General features: G+C 69.0%; 19 protein-coding genes and 2 pseudogenes. 5 read left to right on the forward strand and 16 right to left on the reverse strand.

Annotated features, from left to right (window positions below; translation table 11 throughout):
• Nucleotides 1-22: 22 nt before the first annotated feature.
• The 6 genes from LN251_RS18590 to LN251_RS18615 form a co-directional block, all read right to left on the reverse strand.
• Nucleotides 23-1,000, reverse strand: a complete 978-nt coding sequence (locus tag LN251_RS18590; protein ID WP_458245388.1) for a hypothetical protein — start codon at nt 998-1,000, stop codon at nt 23-25.
• Nucleotides 997-1,674 (reverse strand): cytochrome b N-terminal domain-containing protein, encoded by a 678-nt coding sequence (locus LN251_RS18595; protein WP_458245389.1) that lies wholly within the window; start codon nt 1,672-1,674, stop codon nt 997-999. The genes LN251_RS18590 and LN251_RS18595 overlap by 4 nt, the downstream gene beginning before the upstream one ends.
• Nucleotides 1,671-1,856: a hypothetical protein gene (locus LN251_RS18600; protein ID WP_159104183.1), complete on the reverse strand. Its 186-nt coding sequence runs from the start codon at nt 1,854-1,856 to the stop codon at nt 1,671-1,673. The genes LN251_RS18595 and LN251_RS18600 overlap by 4 nt, the downstream gene beginning before the upstream one ends.
• A gap of 148 nt (nt 1,857-2,004) precedes the next feature.
• Complete coding sequence (locus LN251_RS18605) at nt 2,005-2,667, reverse strand: response regulator (protein ID WP_458245390.1); 663 nt, start codon at nt 2,665-2,667, stop codon at nt 2,005-2,007.
• Entirely contained in the window at nt 2,664-3,836 is a 1,173-nt protein-coding gene (locus tag LN251_RS18610; RefSeq protein ID WP_458245391.1) for a sensor histidine kinase, read from the reverse strand. Before LN251_RS18610 ends, LN251_RS18605 begins: the two co-directional genes overlap by 4 nt.
• Nucleotides 3,836-4,669, reverse strand: coding sequence for a CPBP family intramembrane glutamic endopeptidase (locus tag LN251_RS18615; RefSeq protein WP_458245392.1), 834 nt, complete (start codon nt 4,667-4,669; stop codon nt 3,836-3,838). The genes LN251_RS18610 and LN251_RS18615 overlap by 1 nt, the downstream gene beginning before the upstream one ends.
• 264 nt (nt 4,670-4,933) lie before the next feature.
• On the opposite strand from LN251_RS18615, the gene LN251_RS18620 reads away from it, so the two are divergent.
• Complete coding sequence (locus tag LN251_RS18620) at nt 4,934-6,181, forward strand: hypothetical protein (protein ID WP_458245393.1); 1,248 nt, start codon at nt 4,934-4,936, stop codon at nt 6,179-6,181.
• Nucleotides 6,182-6,204: 23 nt separating this feature from the next.
• Here LN251_RS18620 and LN251_RS18625 read toward each other — a convergent pair whose 3' ends face one another.
• From LN251_RS18625 to LN251_RS18640, 4 genes are all read right to left on the reverse strand, one after another.
• On the reverse strand, nt 6,205-6,513 hold the full coding sequence (locus LN251_RS18625) for a hypothetical protein (RefSeq protein WP_458245394.1): 309 nt from the start codon (nt 6,511-6,513) through the stop codon (nt 6,205-6,207).
• Nucleotides 6,514-6,571: 58 nt separating this feature from the next.
• Complete coding sequence (locus LN251_RS18630) at nt 6,572-7,297, reverse strand: NAD(P)-dependent oxidoreductase (RefSeq protein ID WP_458245395.1); 726 nt, start codon at nt 7,295-7,297, stop codon at nt 6,572-6,574.
• A gap of 97 nt (nt 7,298-7,394) precedes the next feature.
• On the reverse strand, nt 7,395-7,826 hold the full coding sequence (locus tag LN251_RS18635; protein ID WP_458245396.1) for a DUF3885 domain-containing protein: 432 nt from the start codon (nt 7,824-7,826) through the stop codon (nt 7,395-7,397).
• A 113-nt stretch (nt 7,827-7,939) separates the two neighbouring features.
• Nucleotides 7,940-8,359, reverse strand: coding sequence for a MerR family transcriptional regulator (locus LN251_RS18640; RefSeq protein WP_458245397.1), 420 nt, complete (start codon nt 8,357-8,359; stop codon nt 7,940-7,942).
• 91 nt (nt 8,360-8,450) lie between these two features.
• Here LN251_RS18640 and LN251_RS18645 point away from each other — a divergent pair, with 91 nt between their 5' ends.
• Nucleotides 8,451-8,930, forward strand: a complete 480-nt coding sequence (locus tag LN251_RS18645; RefSeq protein WP_458245398.1) for a hypothetical protein — start codon at nt 8,451-8,453, stop codon at nt 8,928-8,930.
• A 92-nt stretch (nt 8,931-9,022) separates the two neighbouring features.
• Here the strand turns inward: LN251_RS18645 and LN251_RS18650 are convergent.
• Both LN251_RS18650 and LN251_RS18655 read right to left on the reverse strand, forming a co-directional pair.
• Nucleotides 9,023-9,157: pseudogene (locus LN251_RS18650) on the reverse strand (DUF4291 family protein); the annotation flags it as partial.
• 122 nt (nt 9,158-9,279) lie between these two features.
• Entirely contained in the window at nt 9,280-10,050 is a 771-nt protein-coding gene (locus tag LN251_RS18655) for a hypothetical protein (protein WP_458245399.1), read from the reverse strand.
• A 410-nt stretch (nt 10,051-10,460) separates the two neighbouring features.
• Between LN251_RS18655 and LN251_RS18660 the strand changes: the two genes are divergently transcribed.
• Nucleotides 10,461-10,808, forward strand: a complete 348-nt coding sequence (locus tag LN251_RS18660) for a hypothetical protein (RefSeq protein ID WP_458245400.1) — start codon at nt 10,461-10,463, stop codon at nt 10,806-10,808.
• 1,050 nt (nt 10,809-11,858) lie between these two features.
• Here LN251_RS18660 and LN251_RS18665 read toward each other — a convergent pair.
• The 3 genes from LN251_RS18665 to LN251_RS18675 form a co-directional block, all read right to left on the reverse strand.
• Nucleotides 11,859-12,461, reverse strand: coding sequence for a hypothetical protein (locus LN251_RS18665; RefSeq protein WP_458245401.1), 603 nt, complete (start codon nt 12,459-12,461; stop codon nt 11,859-11,861).
• A 79-nt stretch (nt 12,462-12,540) separates the two neighbouring features.
• Nucleotides 12,541-12,759, reverse strand: coding sequence for a hypothetical protein (locus LN251_RS18670; protein WP_458245402.1), 219 nt, complete (start codon nt 12,757-12,759; stop codon nt 12,541-12,543).
• 519 nt (nt 12,760-13,278) lie between these two features.
• Nucleotides 13,279-13,788 (reverse strand): hypothetical protein, encoded by a 510-nt coding sequence (locus tag LN251_RS18675; RefSeq protein WP_458245403.1) that lies wholly within the window; start codon nt 13,786-13,788, stop codon nt 13,279-13,281.
• Between the two features lie 434 nt (nt 13,789-14,222).
• Here LN251_RS18675 and LN251_RS18680 point away from each other — a divergent pair, with 434 nt between their 5' ends.
• On the forward strand, nt 14,223-14,816 hold the full coding sequence (locus tag LN251_RS18680; RefSeq protein ID WP_458245404.1) for a DUF4291 domain-containing protein: 594 nt from the start codon (nt 14,223-14,225) through the stop codon (nt 14,814-14,816).
• Between the two features lie 89 nt (nt 14,817-14,905).
• On the opposite strand, the pseudogene LN251_RS18685 reads toward LN251_RS18680, so the two are convergent.
• Nucleotides 14,906-15,043 (reverse strand): annotated as a pseudogene (locus tag LN251_RS18685) (DUF4291 family protein); the annotation flags it as partial.
• 281 nt (nt 15,044-15,324) lie between these two features.
• On the opposite strand from LN251_RS18685, the gene LN251_RS18690 reads away from it, so the two are divergent.
• On the forward strand, nt 15,325-15,939 hold the full coding sequence (locus tag LN251_RS18690) for a DUF1326 domain-containing protein (RefSeq protein ID WP_458245405.1): 615 nt from the start codon (nt 15,325-15,327) through the stop codon (nt 15,937-15,939).
• Nucleotides 15,940-15,984 lie beyond the last annotated feature (45 nt).

Consider the following 15,984-nt stretch of genomic DNA (forward strand, 5'->3'; position numbering starts at 1 on the left):
CATGATCCCCGCTTCCCGGGGTTCACCCAAGCGAATTGTCACGGCCGTCGGGCCGATCGGCGGTGCGGTGGTACGAGCGCCAGATCAGACGGTGCACGCGGGTCCAGCGGGGGATCGAGCGCACTCCGGGGATGAAGGGGACCAGCATCAGGCCCAGGCTGAGCAGGGCCATCAGACCCCAGATGAGGGCGTCGGCGTTGCCGGACGACTTGAACGGCTCGATCTGGTACCAGAACGTGTAGAGCCACAGCCAGGCCTGGCCCGGGTAGTCGCCCGTCTCGTTCATCATTCCCCACTGGTCCCCGCCCAGGTGTTGGGCGCGGGCGAGGGTCTCCAGGTAGGAGCCGTCGGAGAGGAACAGCAGGGGGCGGGTGTAGTCGGTGGCGTAGAACTTCCCCTCCGCCTGCAACTGCCCGTCCAGGGCCCCCGATCTGGCCAGTTCGAGAAGCCGCGCGACGAGGACCGGGACCGGGCCGAAGCCGCCGCCCGCGACCTTGGCGGGATCGCCGCCGGGGGCCTTGGCCAGCGCGTCGGAGTAGGCGTTGGTCCACGCCTGTCGCCGTGCGGCCGGAGCCGCGGCCCAGACGGTGAGCGCGGCGCGGACGCCGGGCGGCTCGGGTGCGTTGGCGAGCGGCCGCAGGACGAAGTCCTCGGCGGTGTCGACCGGGATGCGGACCCCGGCGGCGCTCTGCAGCCCGAGCGGCCCGAGTTTCTGCGCCGCGCCGGGCGTGTGGTTGTACGGCGGCCCGTACTCGGCCGTCCCGCTGGTGCCGCCGAGTTCGGCGGCCGCCGTCGCCGTGAAGTCCGCGCCGTCCGCCCGCGACCAGGAGGCCAGGGTCACCGGCCGGTCGTCGGGCGAGGAGAAGACGGCGGCCAGGGCGGCGGTCAGGAGCGCGACCACGACCAGGGCGATCGTGAACTCCTTGACCAGGTCGTACGACCGGGTGGGGAAGGCGGCCGGGTCCGGCACCGCGGCCCTCTCCCGTCGGCGGCGCGTCACGGCGCCTCCCCCTCGGCGGGCAGGGGCGCGGACGCGGCCGGCGCACCGTGCGCCGGGTCGGCCGCCCCGATCGGCGGCACGATCCCCCGCAGCCGTACCAGCAGGACGTGCCAGGCCGTGAGCAGACCGAGGACGAACGGCAGCAGCACGATGTGCCACATGAGCATCTGCCCGAAGTCCAGCACGTTGAAGAAGGCGCCGATACCGACCGAGTTGAGGCCGTCCTTGGCCTGCCCGGCGATCCACTGGGAGTCGAAGTTCTGCTGCACGAGGTAGCCGGTGAAGGCGGTGCCGATGGAGGTGAGGAAGCACACCACGCCCGTGATCCAGGTCAGGGCCCGCCGGCCGCGCCAGGCGGCCATGAAGAACTTGCCCCACAGGTGGATGACCATGAAGAACATGAACAGCTCCACGCTCCACAGGTGGAGGCTGTTCACGTACTTCCCGGTGTCCGAGACGTGCCACCACGCCGGGCCCTTCAGCGCGAGTACCCCGCCGGTGACCAGCACCACGACCAGCGAGCCCAGGGTGAGGGCGCCGAAGACGTAGATCCACGAGGCCATGTAGGCGGGCTGCGTGTCCGGCAGCAGCTTGTCCGGCGGCAGGGCCGCGACCGCGCGCCGCCGTACCGCTCCCGTCCAGCCGCGCGAGGCCGGCTCGTGCGGCGCGGTCATCTGCGGCCGCCGGGGAACGGCAGCAGCAGGGCGAGGACGAAGACGACCACCATCACACCGATGACCACGAGGTTCGCGACCGAGAGCTGGATCACGCCCCAGTGCACGTAGTGCCCGGTCCCGTTCAGGTCCACCGGCGCGGCCAGCGCGTGGCCCCTCGGCATTCCCGTGACTGCCATCATCGACCTCCCGTCCTTCCCGGTGCCGCCGACGACAAGCCAAGCGCCTCGGGGAGCGGAGGGCATCCGGGCCGGGCCGGCAGTGGGCCGAAAGGGGCAAAAGAAGCAGGTTTCCGGCGCCCGGGCCGCCGTACCGGACGGTCGCCGTGCCTCAGGTGACCAGGCCGTGGCGGTAGGCGTAGACGACGGCCTGGACGCGGTCGCGGAGCTGGAGTTTGCCGAGGATGCGCGACACGAACGTCTTGACGGTCTCCTGGCTGATCACGAGCGCCGCGGCGATCTCGCTGTTGGACAGCCCGTCCGCGATGAGGCGCAGGACCTCCAGCTCACGGGGGGTCAGCGGGAGGTCCTGCGGCGCGCCGCCCCCGGCGGGCCGGATCCGGCCGGCGTACCGGCCCACGAGCTGGCGCGTCACCTCGGGGTCCAGCAGTGCCGCGCCCGAGGCGACGGTCCGGATGCCGTGCAGCAGCCGGTCCGGCGGCGCGTCCTTCAGCAGGAACCCGCTCGCCCCGGCGCGCAGCGCCTCGTAGACGTACTCGTCGAGGTTGAACGTGGTCACCACGAGCACCTTCACGGGATGCGGCACCCCGGCGCCGGCCAGCAGACGGGTGGCCTCCAGGCCGTCGAGCACCGGCATGCGGATGTCCATCACCACGACGTCCGGGCGCAGCCGGTCGGCGAGTTCGACCGCGGCCCGCCCGTCCCCGCACTCGCCCGCGACCTCCAGGTCGGGCTGGGCGTCGATGATCGTCACCAGGCCGGTGCGGATCAGCATCTGGTCGTCGCAGACCAGCACCCGGATCGGTACGGTCACGCCGTGCTCCCCGCAGGTATCCGGGCCCGTACGACGAAGCCGCCGCCCGCACTCCGGTCCGCGCTGAAGTCGCCGCCCAGGATGCCGACCCGCTCGCGCAGGCCCGCCAGGCCCCGCCCGCTGCCACCGGGGGAGGCGGTCCCCGAGCCGGAGCCGTCCGTGCTGACCTCCACGGTGATCTCCCGTTCCCCGTGCCGCACCTGGACCGAAGTCCGGCTGCCGTGGGCGTACTTGAGGGCGTTCGTCAGGGACTCCTGCACCACCCGGTAGGCCACCAGGTCGGCGCTGCCGGTCGACTCGGCCGGTGTGCCCTCCTCGGTGAACTCCACCGGCTGACCGGCCCGGCGCGTCTGCTCCACGAGGGTCAGCAGCCGGCCGACCGGCGGTGTCCTGGGCTCGGCCGCGTCCGCCGTCGTCCCGGTGCCGTGGTCGGGGTTGAGCAGGTCGAGCAGGTGCCGCAGGTCGGTGATGGCCCGCCGCCCGGTGTCCGTGACGGCGGTCAGCGCCTGGTCGAGCCGGTCGGGCGCGGCGGTCAGATAGCGCGCCGCCTCCGCCTGTACCACCATCGCCGTCACGTGGTGGGTCACCACGTCGTGCAACTCCCGCGCGATACGGGTGCGTTCGGCGGTGCGGGTGTCCTCGGCGACGCGCCGCCGGCGGTCCGCCTCGGCGGCCCGGGTGGAGCGCAGCCACGCCCCGGCGCCCCACGCCAGGGCCAGCGCCAGGTAGAACGTCACGAACTCCTCCGGCGACTCGCCCGTGCCGAGCCGGGAGAGCGCCACCGCCAGCGGCACGTACGCCGCGGAGAGGACGAGTACGCAGGTCCGCCGGTGCCGTTCCAGATGGGACCCCGCGCTCAGCAGCGCGACGGGCAGCGCGGTCGTCGCGAACGCGTGGTAGCCGCGCAGCTGGTCGACGGCGAATCCGCACGTCACCAGGGCGACGGTGACGGCCGGCCAACGCCGGCGCCCGACGAGCGGAAGGCATTCCAGCAGGATCGCCACGACGGCCAGGGCGTCCGTGGGCCGGGTCGGCACCCCACCGATCACCGTGCCGTTGCCGTGCAGCGCCGGCAGGAACGAGCCGAGGAGGAACAGCAGTCCGAGCGGGAGGTCCCGTACCGTGACGTCCAGCCGGCGCCACACCTGGCCGGCCTGCTGTGGGGTCATCACCGGGCGAGTGTAGCCAGGGCGTCGACGCGCTCGGCCCGCCGCCGGGGTACCAGGTGGCCGCGCCGGCGGGCCAGCCGCAGGAAGACGATCGTCACCAGCACGCCGAACAGCATCGAGTACAGACTGGCCTCCGGGCCGAACTCACCGCCCGTGATCAGGGTCGAGCCCGACGTCGAGGCGTCCAGCAGGCCGTGCGTGGCGCCGTTGCCGGAGACCTCGGTGCCGAAGATGCCGGACTCCGCGAAGTTCCAGCCGAAGTGCAGGCCGATCGGCAGCCACAGGCTGCGCGTGGCGACGTACGCGGCGCCGAGCATCCCGCCGGCCTCGATCGCGATGGCGACGGCACCCAGCAGGGTGGCGTGCTCGTTGAACAGATGCATCGCGCCGAACAGCACGCTGGACAGTGCCAGTGCCGCGTACGTGCCCAGTCGCCGCTCCACCAGCCGGAAGAGCAGACCGCGGAACATCAGCTCCTCCGTCACGGCGGCGGCGGCCATGAAGCCGACCAGTCCGATCGCTCCCGTCAGCGAGCCGAAGCCGTGGACGTCGTAGTCCCCGAGGAACGCGATGTTCGCGATGACGCACCCGAATATCGCGACGCCGACGATCGTCCCCCGGAACAGCGACCCCCGCGCGCCCTCCCGGGCCAGCTCCGTCACCGGACGCCCCTCGGTGCGACCCACGACCCACCGGTAGACGACCACCGACAGCACGGCCGTCAGACCGCCCAGCAGCAGTGACAGCCACGCGTTGTCCTGCACCGCGGTGACCGCCTGACCGCCGACCGCGCCGACCGCCACCACGGCCAGTACCTGCCACACCAGTTTCATGACGACTCCTCTTCCGCACCCGCGACCGGAGCGCCGCGGCTGCTGAAGACGCTATGGATCCGCGCCGCGGGAATCGTCACCTCACGGTGGACACCTGCACGTAGCTCCCACGGGGGACAACACCCGTGCCGTACCACTCTCTTCACACCCCGACGCCCGGGCGTGCAACTGTTCGGGGCCGGCAGGAGTCTAGGGACCGACGCGATGTTTCCCGGGAGAACACCCTCCGTTCGCCCGTACTCCTCACAGAGGTCCTCCATGCCGATGCCCCGATCCGACCGCCGCGCCTCCCGTGCCGCGCGCGCTTCCCGTGCCGCTGTCGCCGCCCTCGGCGCCGCGGGCCTGATCGCGCTGGCCGCGGCTCCCGCCGCGTTCGCCGACGACGCCGAGCCCGACCTGGTCGTCAGCGGTGTCAAGCCGGTCGCCGGGCTGAAGCCGGGAGGCACCTTCGACGTGCCGGCCGTCGTCGCGAACAAGGGCACCGCCACCGCCGCGAAGGTGTGGATCACCTACGGCGTCACCCGGGGCCTCGACTTCGCGGAGGTCCCCTCCAACTGCTGGACCCAGCACGTCAGGTCGTACGACGAGATGCCCGAGCGGTGGACCGCGGTCTGCGAGTACGACCGTTCGGTGCAGCCCGGTGTCCTCTACACCCCCGAGACGCCGCTCCGCGTCAAGGCACTGGACCGCGCGCTCGACGACCAGCTGCGCGTGGAGGTCGACTGGAACGCCCCGTCACCGGACGAGAACGGCGAGGCCCCGGTCCCGGGAACCGCACCTGCGGTGAAACTGGCCGAGACCCACACCGGCACCGCGGGGTCCAAGCGCATCGTCGACGTGCCGGTCACCACCGTCAACACGGCCGACTTCCAGGTCACGGGCGCCGCGTTGCAGGGGAGCATCGGCGAAACGGTGCCGATGAAGCTGCAGTTCACCAACGCCGGGCCCGCCTGGGTCATGTCCACGACCGTGAAAGTCGTGGTCACCCCGCCCGCCGGGACGTCGGTCGTCAAGGTCGCCTCCTTCTGCAGGGCCGACGGGCACGTCTACTCCTGCGGCATGCGTCAGCCGGCCTACAACGAGGGCGGCCACGAGAACTACACCTTCCAGCTGAGGATCGACAAGCGAGTGCGGCACGCCAAGGGATCGGTGGCGCTGAGCACCGAGCGGCGGCCGTTCGACCCCGACAAGACCAACGACAAGGCCGACATCACGCTCGACGTCACGGGCGGGGACCCGACCGGCACTCCGAGCGGCCCGACCGACAGCCCGACGGCCGGCCCCACCAGCGGCTCGACCGGTGGGTCGACCAGCGGCTCGACCGGTGGCTCGGCCGGAGCGACGGGCGGGTCGTCGACGCCCTCCGACGACGGTACGACGCCGCCTGACGGCAACCTGGCAGCGACCGGTTCACCGGCGCTGCCGATCGCGGGCGCGGCGGCCGCGGCGATGGTCGCGGGCGCGGGCACGCTCGTCCTCGTGCGCCGCCGCCGCAACCAGAACCCGAGCTGACGACCGCCCGATCGGCACGGTTCTCAGAGCAGGCTCTCGTCGCGCACGACAAAGCCCTCCCCCAGCTCGCGACGCAGCACGTCCAACGCGGCGAGAGCCTGCTGCTCGAACCGCCGGGACTCCTCGTCGGACCACGGTGACGGATTCGGCGGGTAGTCCCAGTCGATCGACGACTGGTACCACTCGCTCAACCCGGCCAGCTCGTCCCGCGTCTCCGGGCTGATCGGGAGGCGCGCGAGATCACAGGGGTAGCCGTACGGACTGGCCATGTCCTCCGGCCACAAGGGAGTGTCGACGCCGGCCTCGAAGAAGAAACGCAGGTAGTGGACCACACCGGACCCTCTCACAGGGGGCGCGGCGCCTGCGGGGGGTGCCCAGACCGAGCAGCCGTCACCCACGAACGCGCTCCTTCTTCCTCCCGCGCTCGCCGCTGAACGCCTCCTTGCGCAGAAGATCCAGGAAGCTCGGGGTCTCCTGCGTCGTCCGTACGTCGACGAAGGCGCGCACATGCCGGTCCTCGACGGCCTGCCGCAGCAACTCGTGCGCGAGATCGGCCCGGGCGGTGTACCGGCCGGGAAGGCGTTCCGTGCCGACTTGGTAGTCGCTGACTCCGTCCCTGTCGAACAGACCGCCGGGACGGACGACCGTCCAGTCGAGGTCGGTCCCGCGGACGATCTCCTCCATGCGCCGCATGTCGTCGTACACGGTGCGCCCCATGAAACGCACGACGGACGGCTCCAGCACCTTGCGGAACAGGAAACCCTCGCCGGGCGCCGCCGTACCGAAGAGCACGGTCGAGGTCACGCCGACGAAGCGCCGGACGCCGTGCCCGGCCATGGCGCGGGCGATGTGGCCGACGCCGACGGAGTACACGGTGACGGGGCCTCGGCCGTACGGAACTCCGAGAGCCGAGATCACGGCGTCCTGCCCGGCCACCGCACGGTCGACCGCGCCGGGATCAAGCACATCGGCCCCGACCACGCGCACGCGCGGGCCCCTCACCGGAAACGCCTCGGGGGCGCGCGTGACGGCGGTGACCGCGTGCCCTTCCGCCCGCGCCTGCTCGACGGCCAGGCGCCCGGTCGGTCCGTTCGCCCCGAAGATGACGATGTTCACTGGATCTCTCCTTCTGCAGACGTGTCTGCCGACAAGAGGGCTGGGACGGCCCGCAGTGTGACGTGGGGGAGCGAGGTGAGACGTCACCCCGCTGTGGTCACAGTCCGGCCGGGTTGCGGGGCAGCCAGGCACGGTGACCGCCGCGCAGCCGGTCGCGGTCCTCGGGGCCTGCGGCGATGACGTCCGCGCCGCCGTCGTAGGGCAGGTGCAGACGGCTGAGACCGCTGTCGGTGATGATCACTCCGCTGAGTACGTCGTCCGCGACCTCGCGGAGAACGGCGTCGACCGTGCCGGGACGCCACGGCCGGAGGTCGGCGTAGAGATGCGTGGAGCTGTGGAGTTCGGGGTCGGGATCGTCGTCGTGGACCAGCGTCGTCCGACGGCCGCCTTCGGGGTGCACCTCGCGCCGCTGTGGCGGGAGTTCGGCTCCGTCCGGCTCCCAGGACCAGGCCGCCGTGATGACGTAGACGTCCGCGCCCTCGCCACACCGGTACATCATCCACAGGAACGACGGCTTGATCCATGTCAAGCCGCCCTCACAGACCTTTCTCGCGGAGTGCGTCCTGGCAGGCCACCGGGCGTATCGGCACTCTCGTTCACTCCCGTGCATGCCCGTGGCGATCGGTAAACCCGTTCGGTCGACTACTCGGTCGGTCGACGCACACCGGTGGGATCGGGATCGCTCACGACTTCGGCTTCGGCAGACCGGTCGGCCGCCCGCAGGGGACATCCGGTGCCGACGCGCGCGGCCAGGTCGGCCCGCAGCGTGGTCAGTTCGGCGATACGGGCATCGATGACCTGAATCTTCTCCTCGAAGAGCGTGGACAGCGCCGCCGCGGTGTCCGGCGCTTCGCGCAGTCTCTCGCCGGTCCGTCCGATCTCCGCCAGGGAGAATCCAAGTGCCTGCGCCGTGCGGATGTACTGCAGCCAGGCCACCGTCTCCGGCGGGAAGTCGCGATACCCGTTGGGCAGACGCGGACCTGAGACAAGCCCGACCTTCTCGTAGAAGCGGATCGTGTCTCTGGTCATGCCTGCCTGCACGGCAAGCTCACCGATGCGCATGCCCCTCCGTCGGATGTCGGGCTTGACCTTGGAGCGTACTCCACTGTTTAGCGTGAGGCGTCGCTGCCACGAGACCAGCAGGAGCCTCACCGTGAGCCGTCTTCGCACCCCCGCGCGTCCCGCCTACCTTCGCGTCGTACGCGCGAGCGCTTGGTACGACCTGGCCGTCACAGCCGGATTCGCAACTCCGTGGACCTACGCCCTGGTACACGACGCGCTGTCGTCGTGCGGCAAGGCACTCGGGCTCGGCGCTCTGCCCGAACTCGACCCGTGGCAGATCCTGTTCGCCAATCTGATGGGCTCGGTGGTGGTCGTCTGGGCCGTGCTGCGCATCGTCAGGCCGCTACCGGAGCACGGGCTGTTCGACGGCATCGCGCGCGCCCTGTTCGCGACGTGGCAGGCCTACGCACTGGCCCACGGTGTGTCGCGGCTCCTGTGGGTGTTCCTTTGCATCGAGGTGGCGTTCGGCGTCCTCCAGCTTGTGCCGTGGATTTGGGGCCGAGACGCAGACCCCGTAGGCAACAACGCAGGCCCGACCGATGGACGCCTGCTCGGCACAGCAAGCCGGTGACATGCGAGCACGCCCACCCGTGCCGCTCACCGGTGGGCGTGTCCGCCTTCCCGTTCCCGCCGGCGTGCAGCCGCGACGCGAGGGCGCCGGCGCGGCTTGATGACCCACGTCATCCTGTCCCGCTTCCACCCGGCGGGAAACCGCCCGTCGCGTGCGGCCGGCAGACCGATTTCCGGGGAGTACGCCTGGTAGACGGTGATCGTGGACTCCGAGTGGGCCGCGCGAATCCTGTGTTGCGGTTCTTCCGTGGCGTACCGCGTGAGGGCGGCGGGTTCGGGCGGCCACTGATTTTCGGCGGCAGCCACCGCCACCGCCGCCGGAAGCTGAGCGGTGCGGTGTCGCTGGAAGCTCAACCGGGTGTGATCGCATAGCGCGCCATGACGTCGACGAGCAGTTCGACGCGGATGCGGGAGCGGCTGTCCACCGTTCCCTGGACGCTCACCGACACCTCGCCGCCGCCCACGGATCGGGCGATGTGGAGGTCCACGCGGGTGCGCCCGACGAGGGGGTGTGTGTACCAGGCCGAGCGTGGTTGCTCGTCGTCGGTGTGGGGCAGTGCGGTGTCGATGGCCAGCCAGTCGCTGTCGTCGAAGTCGTAGGCCACCTCTGCCGCCAGCGACTCGCAGAAGGCGCGGAGGTTGGCCTCCCGGATCCAGCCCTCCGCGACGGTCCTGTCGCCGGGCGCCGCGGCCGGGGAGCCCATGGTGTCGAGGTCCTCGTACAAGGCGTCCAGCACCCGATGTGTCGGCTCACCAGCGGGTGTTGTCTCTATGAGGACCCAGCCGGGCATCTGCTGCCGGAGCCCTGTGGGCAGGTCGTCGCTGTTCGGGTCCGCAAGTCGGTACAGGACGCTGAACACGGTCTCCCGGGCGACGGCGCGGGCGATCCGCGTTGTCTCCGCCACGGGATCGGTGAGGCGGGCTCCCTCCGCCTTCATTCCGTCACGAAGGGGGTTGACCGCGGCGGCGTCCCAGCCCTCGATGTCCTGGGACAGAGCACGCAGGAGCCGGTACCGGGCCAGTTGAGGAAGGTTCCCCTCGACCTCCGACTCGGCCCAGCCTTCCGGATCCTCGGCGCCGAGAGCGGCGAGCAGACGTCTGAGCCTCTCGGCGTCGGTCACTGGATCAGCCGTTCGCCCCGGCCACGCCCACAGGACAGGACACCCCGGAACTTCTCGCCTGCGCCGACGATGCTCATGGATGTAGGTGAACCTCAGGTCTTCCTCAGGAAATGCGAGGAAGCCGATAGCCCATCCCCAGCACTGACATGATCGCATCAGTTGCCCGCATGTCCCGAAGAACTGCAAGGGCGGCAATCCACACCCACCCTTTGCATGCCGCCTCTGGAAGGACCGATATGCCTCGCCGCACCCGTGCAGCAGGAATTAGCTTCCTGTGCGCTGCGATGGCCTTCCCCGTCGCCGCGTGCACATCAGACCATTCGGACACCAGGCAGGCTCAGCAGCCTCCGCGATCCCCCTCGCCCAGCCCGGCAACGGCAACCGCCGCACCGAACACCGCACGACCCTTCGTGCTGAAGCCGCCGGAGCTGGACGCCGACGAGACTCTCGCCGGCCGACAGGGAATGACCAGCGGGAATGCCAGCATCGCCTACAGGAAGGGCAAGAAAGGCGACGCCCTCATCGTGGCAGTGAGCTGCCAGGGCGAAGGGAAGATCAAGGTTGTCGTGCGTTCCGTACACGTCTCCTTCTCACAGCCATGCGTCGCCGACAAGAACAGCACCAACTTCAACCAGGTTGACCTGACAGGGGCAGATCGAAACGGCGTCGCCTCGGTCGAAGCACCCTCGGCCGTGCGTTGGTCCATGACCATCGGTCATGGCGCACCTGTACAGGAAGAGTCACCTGAGGAGAGCTAAGAGGTTGCCAATGCGGCTTGACGGACACGTGAAGCCACGCTCACGGACCATCTATGACGATGAGCCATATCCCCGTGGCCGCCCACAGGGCAGCGCGACGGGCCATAGCCGGCGTACCTCGATGTCGGGGGAGAGCGTCTCGTCGGGGTAGGCCATGCGCTGGAACGCCGCCCGTCGATTCGCCACGGCGGCGATCACCCCCAATCGAGAAGGGGGCGCCGAACTCGGCCAGCGCGGAAACCGCAGAGCGGCCGTGTCGCAGGCTCCTCACGCACTCTGCGGGCGTACGTTCCGAAAGCCGCCCTTGACGTCAGCTTTCGGCTCTGGCCACACCGACCGGGCAAGAGACACCCGTTCTGGTGATCTGCTTCGCCCATGTCGATGCATGGTGCGCCAGTGCGACGGACTCCCCCCACCCTTCGACGGTCTGGTGCAGAGGCGTCCATCGATCGCCATATATGCCGAACTCACCCTCAGGTCCGATCATGAAAGAGTAAGGAACCGCGGTCCGCTGTGGCCCCGCTTCGAACCACCACCCTTCAGCCTGTGAGCCTTCCGGAACATCGGTGTCCAGGTACTTGGGCCCACCGTCGTAGTGGGGAGCGGGAGGCAGTACGAGCCCACCCCAACGCTCCTGATACGCAGTCGCCCGGTCAATCTCCGCAGAAGGGATCCCGAGCGCAAGGTATTGCTCCCTGTGCCGGCTCACACGCGGTACGTCGACCTTGATGCCGTGGGCGAGGACAAAGTGTCGGGCCCACTTCGTCAGCCCCTCAGGCGCATGATTGAGCTGAAACTCCACGCGAGCGACGCTACTTGGTGCCGACAAGCGGGGTTCAGAGCGGCCTGCGTGTCCAGAGAGACAGATGGCTGCTCGTAGCTACGGCAATGGTCTGGAGTTTGTGAATGCGGTTGATGACCCATGTCAAGCCTTGCTCACAGATCCTTTCATCCATGGCCGGCTGTGAACCGCACGGCTCACAGCCCACTGTTCGGCCTCGCGCTTCACCGATTGACTCGGCTCAAGTTTCTGTTCACCGAGTGGACGACTTAGTCGGCATCGTCGCCGTTCATGCCGCTCTCGATGCCGAGGGCCTGTCGCATCTGCTGCTGCATGACAGCCAGTTGGCTCCACGACTCGTCCACTCCTGCCGCGAAGGCGCTCAGATCCTCGTGATCGTACGGCGTGGTCGTGGCTGCGCGCTTTAGCAGTCCATAGCCCGTGTTCAGGCGGTGACCAGCATCTGTGGCTGCCGCGAGCACGTCGTCAGGCACCAGCATCTCGGCCTCTGCATAGCTGTCACGTTGAGCGATGCGACTGGCTTCGAGTTGCTCTAGGCATAGGTGGACACCGGTGTCCCTCCGCAGCGCGTGCAGGAGGTTGACCTGGGCGGTCATGTACTGCCGTGAGGCCGTATTCAGCGCTATGTAGCAGGAACGGAGCAGCACGACGAGAGCCTCCGCCTTCTGCTCTGCGCGCTCTGCTTGCCGAAGCTCCTCGGCGTGCTCGCGCTCCTCGCGTCTCTGAGCGTGCGCCGCTTCCAGTTCCATCCGTTTCGTCCGGTCGGCTCGACTCTGGGTCAGGAGTGCTGCGCCGAGCGTGCCACCAACCCCCACGATGGCGACCACCAGCGCGGACCATCCCCCGCTCATGCCCTCACTCCTTGCCTACGCAGGCCGTGGGAATTGCTCTCACAAGGGGAGGCCTGCTCTCCGCGGACCGTACCGCCTCTCACAGCAAGCTCTCGTCGCGGACGATCCACCCAGCACCCAACTCGCGGCGCAGGACCTCCAATGCGGCATGCGCCCGCTGCTTGAACTGTTGGAGTTCCTCATCGGACCGCGGTGACGGATCCGGCGGATAGGCCCAGTCGATCGACGACTGATACCGCTCGCTCAGCCTGGCCAGCTCGGCCCGTGTCCGGACTGATCGGCAGGCGCGCCAGATCACAGGGATAGCCGTATGGGCTGCACATGTCCTCCGGCCACAGCGGGGTGTCCACGCCGGCCTCGAAGAAGAACCGCAGATAGTGGATCACGATGAAACTCTCTCACAAACCTGCCGATTGCCACTCGGTCCATCATGCCCACCAGGCTGCACCAGCAGCGGGGTTGAGGCCTGTGAGCACTGCTTGATGATCTATATCAAACAGTGCTCACAAAGCAATTTGGCTCAGGTGACGCAGATCTGACCGGGAGTGCGTTCCGACGCCAGCCGGCTCCAGGCTGCTTGCTCCCTCAGCACCAGCGGACGTGGTCGGCCGCGCCCTGGCCTGTGCTGATGGCGTGGCGAAGAACGCGCAGGGGGCCGTCAAGCAACTCGTCGGCGTCGTGGTCGTCGACGCGCTGAACAGGGATTCGTGCGCCTTGCCCCGCCACTACCTACGCCAGCCCCCGGGCACGTCGCAGGGCACCGTCACAGGGGGTGCGGATCCTTTGAAGTGACGGTCGACCCCGCGTGACCTGCGGGTCAGTGTTGGTCGTCGTGCCTGGGACTTTTGCTCAGGAACTGGTTGGCAGCCTCGACTGCTTCCCGGCTGAGCTCTTCGCGAGAGATGCCCCAGCTCTCCTCCCAGTCGTCCAGATTGATCGCGCAGGAAACGAGAGATTGCAGGCTCTCTGGATATCCGAGGTCGTAAGCGATGTCTGCCCAGATGAGGTGTGTCCCGGTGGCCGGGTCGAGCGAGCCGTCCGCGATCTGGCCGGCGATCCAGTGGGCCATCGCCCACTTCGCGGCCCGGGAGTCGGCTGGCGGGTGAAAGGTGAGCCCCAGTTCCTCCAGCACCTGGTCGAAGAGCTCGGGCGCTTCGGGCTCCTCGCTGCGAAGGAGTCCTGCCAGCATGGCGAGTGAAGGGCTCTCGACGTCGGCGATCAGGGCGTCCAGCCCGGCCTGAATGAGGCGGTCGGATCCGACATGCCTCCCGAATGCCCTCTCGCGCGCAAGGTGGCTGAGCTGCTTGAGTGCCTCGTCGTGCGTCATCTGGGCCTTCTTCATCGGTGCCTTGGGACGGCAGCCTCGCATCCCCGTCGCGTCAGCGCCAATGGTTTCGGGTGTGCTTCCTCTCGGGCTGGCTGACCTGGGAAGACCCTCATTGAGAGGGTGGGAGATGGCGGCTTCAGGTCGGTCACCCCATGACCTTTGCCGAGTGGTTGTACCGCTATCTGTTCGGCGAGGAGATGGCGGGCTGGGACAGCGCGGCCTTCTACCCCGGCCCCGTGAGGCTGGAGTTTCCACCCGCAGGACCGGGCCAGCCCACTCGAGTACGGCATCGCTGAGACGTCGCTCCATGTGCCGGACGCTACTTGTCCCGCAGGGGCGACTGCCTGCCGTCCGCTGCCGACGTGCTCCGTCACGTCGAGCAACGGGTCGAAAATCGGTGGTCCCCTGAGCCGGCCGAGCCCACGCTGTACGCCATGGAAGAACGACTCCGCAGGATTCGCGCGCTCCACACGCCGTCCACGATCACCGTCTACCAGGCGTACTCCCCTGAGATCGGACTACCCGCCATCCAGGACGGCCGTTTTCCCGCTGCGTGGAAGCCTGGCCGCATGACATGGATCAAGCCCAGTTTCATGTGGATGATGTACCGGTCCGGCTGGGGCGCGAAGGAGGGTCAGGAGACCGTCCTCTCCGTCGAGATCACTCGCGACGGCTTCGACTGGGCGCTGCGCCATGCCTGCCTGTCGAGTTATGTCCGCGGACTGCACCCTGATCGCAATGCCTGGCAGAGCGACCTCAAGCGCGCACCGGCCCGCGTCCAGTGGGATCCAGAACGCGATCTGCACCTGCGTCCCCTGCCGCACCGCTCGCTGCAACTAGGGCTCTCGGGCGAGGCATCATCTCGTTACGCGGACGAGTGGATCGTGTCCATCAGCGACGTGACTCCAGTCGCCCACGAGATCCACGCACTCGTCAGAGACGGCGAACTGGACTCAGCTACCCGGCTGCTCCCCCAAGAGAAGGAATACCCCGCCGGCGAAGAGCTCCTGGCCCACCTGAGTCCCTGACCGGCAGTCCAGCCACAACGGCCGGCAACACCATGGGGCAGTGGCAGCACAGGTCTATGAAAGCGGCTTGATGACTCAGGTCATCCGGTCCGCTTCCAGGCGGCGGGAAGACGGCCGTCGTGGACGGCCGGCAGGCCGATTTCCGCGGAGTACGCCTGGTACACGGTGATCGTGGATTCCGAGTGGGCCGCGCGGATCCTGCGTTGTGGTTTTTCCCTGGCGTACACCGTGCGGTGGGCCGGTTGAGGCGGCCACTGATTTTCGGCGGCGGTTCACTGTGACGACAGCAGTTGCCGCAGCACCGTGCTGGTTGCCGGTTCGGAGATCTTCGGCGTCTCGACTGTGAGAGCGACGGTGAGTCGGCCCGGGCCGCCACGGTCGCCCCCACGAGCAGGTGTCAGGACGGTGAGCTGGTTGCCGGCCGATCTGCGGGAGGGGTGTTGCCGGGAATAGCCTGGAGAAGAGCTGCACCGGGATGGCGCGGACCCTGTGAAGGGGAGGTAGAGCCATGTCCTGGAATCTGAACGGCACATATCTGGAGAGCTGCAACTGCAACGTGGTGTGCCCCTGCACCACTTCGGGCCTCACCGCACCGGCCGACCACGAGCGCTGCCAGGTGACCTTGGCCTTCCACGTGGACAGCGGGAGCGTGGACGGCGTGGATGTCTCCGACCGCAGCGTCGCCGTTTTCATCGACGCGCCCCGCGTGATGGCCGACGGCGGCTGGCAGGTGGCGCTGTACCTCGATGCTTCGGCTGACGACGGCCAGGCGGAAGTGTTGGGCAAGGTCTTCTCCGGCCAGGCCGGCGGGCCGATGGCGGCGCTCACCCCGCTCATCGGCGAGGTCCTCGGGATGGAGCGCGTTCCCATTGACTACCGCGACGACGGCCGCCGCCACGCCGCGCGGGTGGGCGACACCATCGACATCGAGATCGAGGAACAGGTTGCCCCTCAGTACGGGGAGGACGGTCCGGTCATGCGCTTGACCGGCATGTTCCACCCGGCGAACAGCACGCTGACCATTGCCCGGTCCACCCGGGCGACGGGTGACGGCGTATACGGCCGGTCCTGGGACTTCTCCGGCGGCAACGGGCACTCGGCGCCCTTCACGTGGTCCGCGTGACCGGTCGGCCGGTCACCCTCCGCCACGGGGCCGGTCCTGCCGGAC

This window comes from Streptomyces sp. MAI_2237 (assembly GCF_054189285.1).

What these genes read in the sequence shown, in the direction of transcription:
- LN251_RS18690 (WP_458245405.1), top strand. Translation starts at nt 15,325, where the DNA reads ATGTCCTGGAATCTGAACGGCACATATCTGGAGAGCTGCAACTGCAAC.
- LN251_RS18620 (WP_458245393.1), top strand. Translation starts at nt 4,934, where the DNA reads ATGCCCCGATCCGACCGCCGCGCCTCCCGTGCCGCGCGCGCTTCCCGT.
- LN251_RS18640 (WP_458245397.1), bottom strand. Translation starts at nt 8,359, where the DNA reads ATGCGCATCGGTGAGCTTGCCGTGCAGGCAGGCATGACCAGAGACACG.
- LN251_RS18675 (WP_458245403.1), bottom strand. Translation starts at nt 13,788, where the DNA reads ATGACGCACGACGAGGCACTCAAGCAGCTCAGCCACCTTGCGCGCGAG.
- LN251_RS18610 (WP_458245391.1), bottom strand. Translation starts at nt 3,836, where the DNA reads ATGACCCCACAGCAGGCCGGCCAGGTGTGGCGCCGGCTGGACGTCACG.
- LN251_RS18600 (WP_159104183.1), bottom strand. Translation starts at nt 1,856, where the DNA reads ATGATGGCAGTCACGGGAATGCCGAGGGGCCACGCGCTGGCCGCGCCG.
- LN251_RS18665 (WP_458245401.1), bottom strand. Translation starts at nt 12,461, where the DNA reads ATGAGCGGGGGATGGTCCGCGCTGGTGGTCGCCATCGTGGGGGTTGGT.
- LN251_RS18680 (WP_458245404.1), top strand. Translation starts at nt 14,223, where the DNA reads ATGGAAGAACGACTCCGCAGGATTCGCGCGCTCCACACGCCGTCCACG.
- LN251_RS18615 (WP_458245392.1), bottom strand. Translation starts at nt 4,669, where the DNA reads ATGAAACTGGTGTGGCAGGTACTGGCCGTGGTGGCGGTCGGCGCGGTC.
- LN251_RS18595 (WP_458245389.1), bottom strand. Translation starts at nt 1,674, where the DNA reads ATGACCGCGCCGCACGAGCCGGCCTCGCGCGGCTGGACGGGAGCGGTA.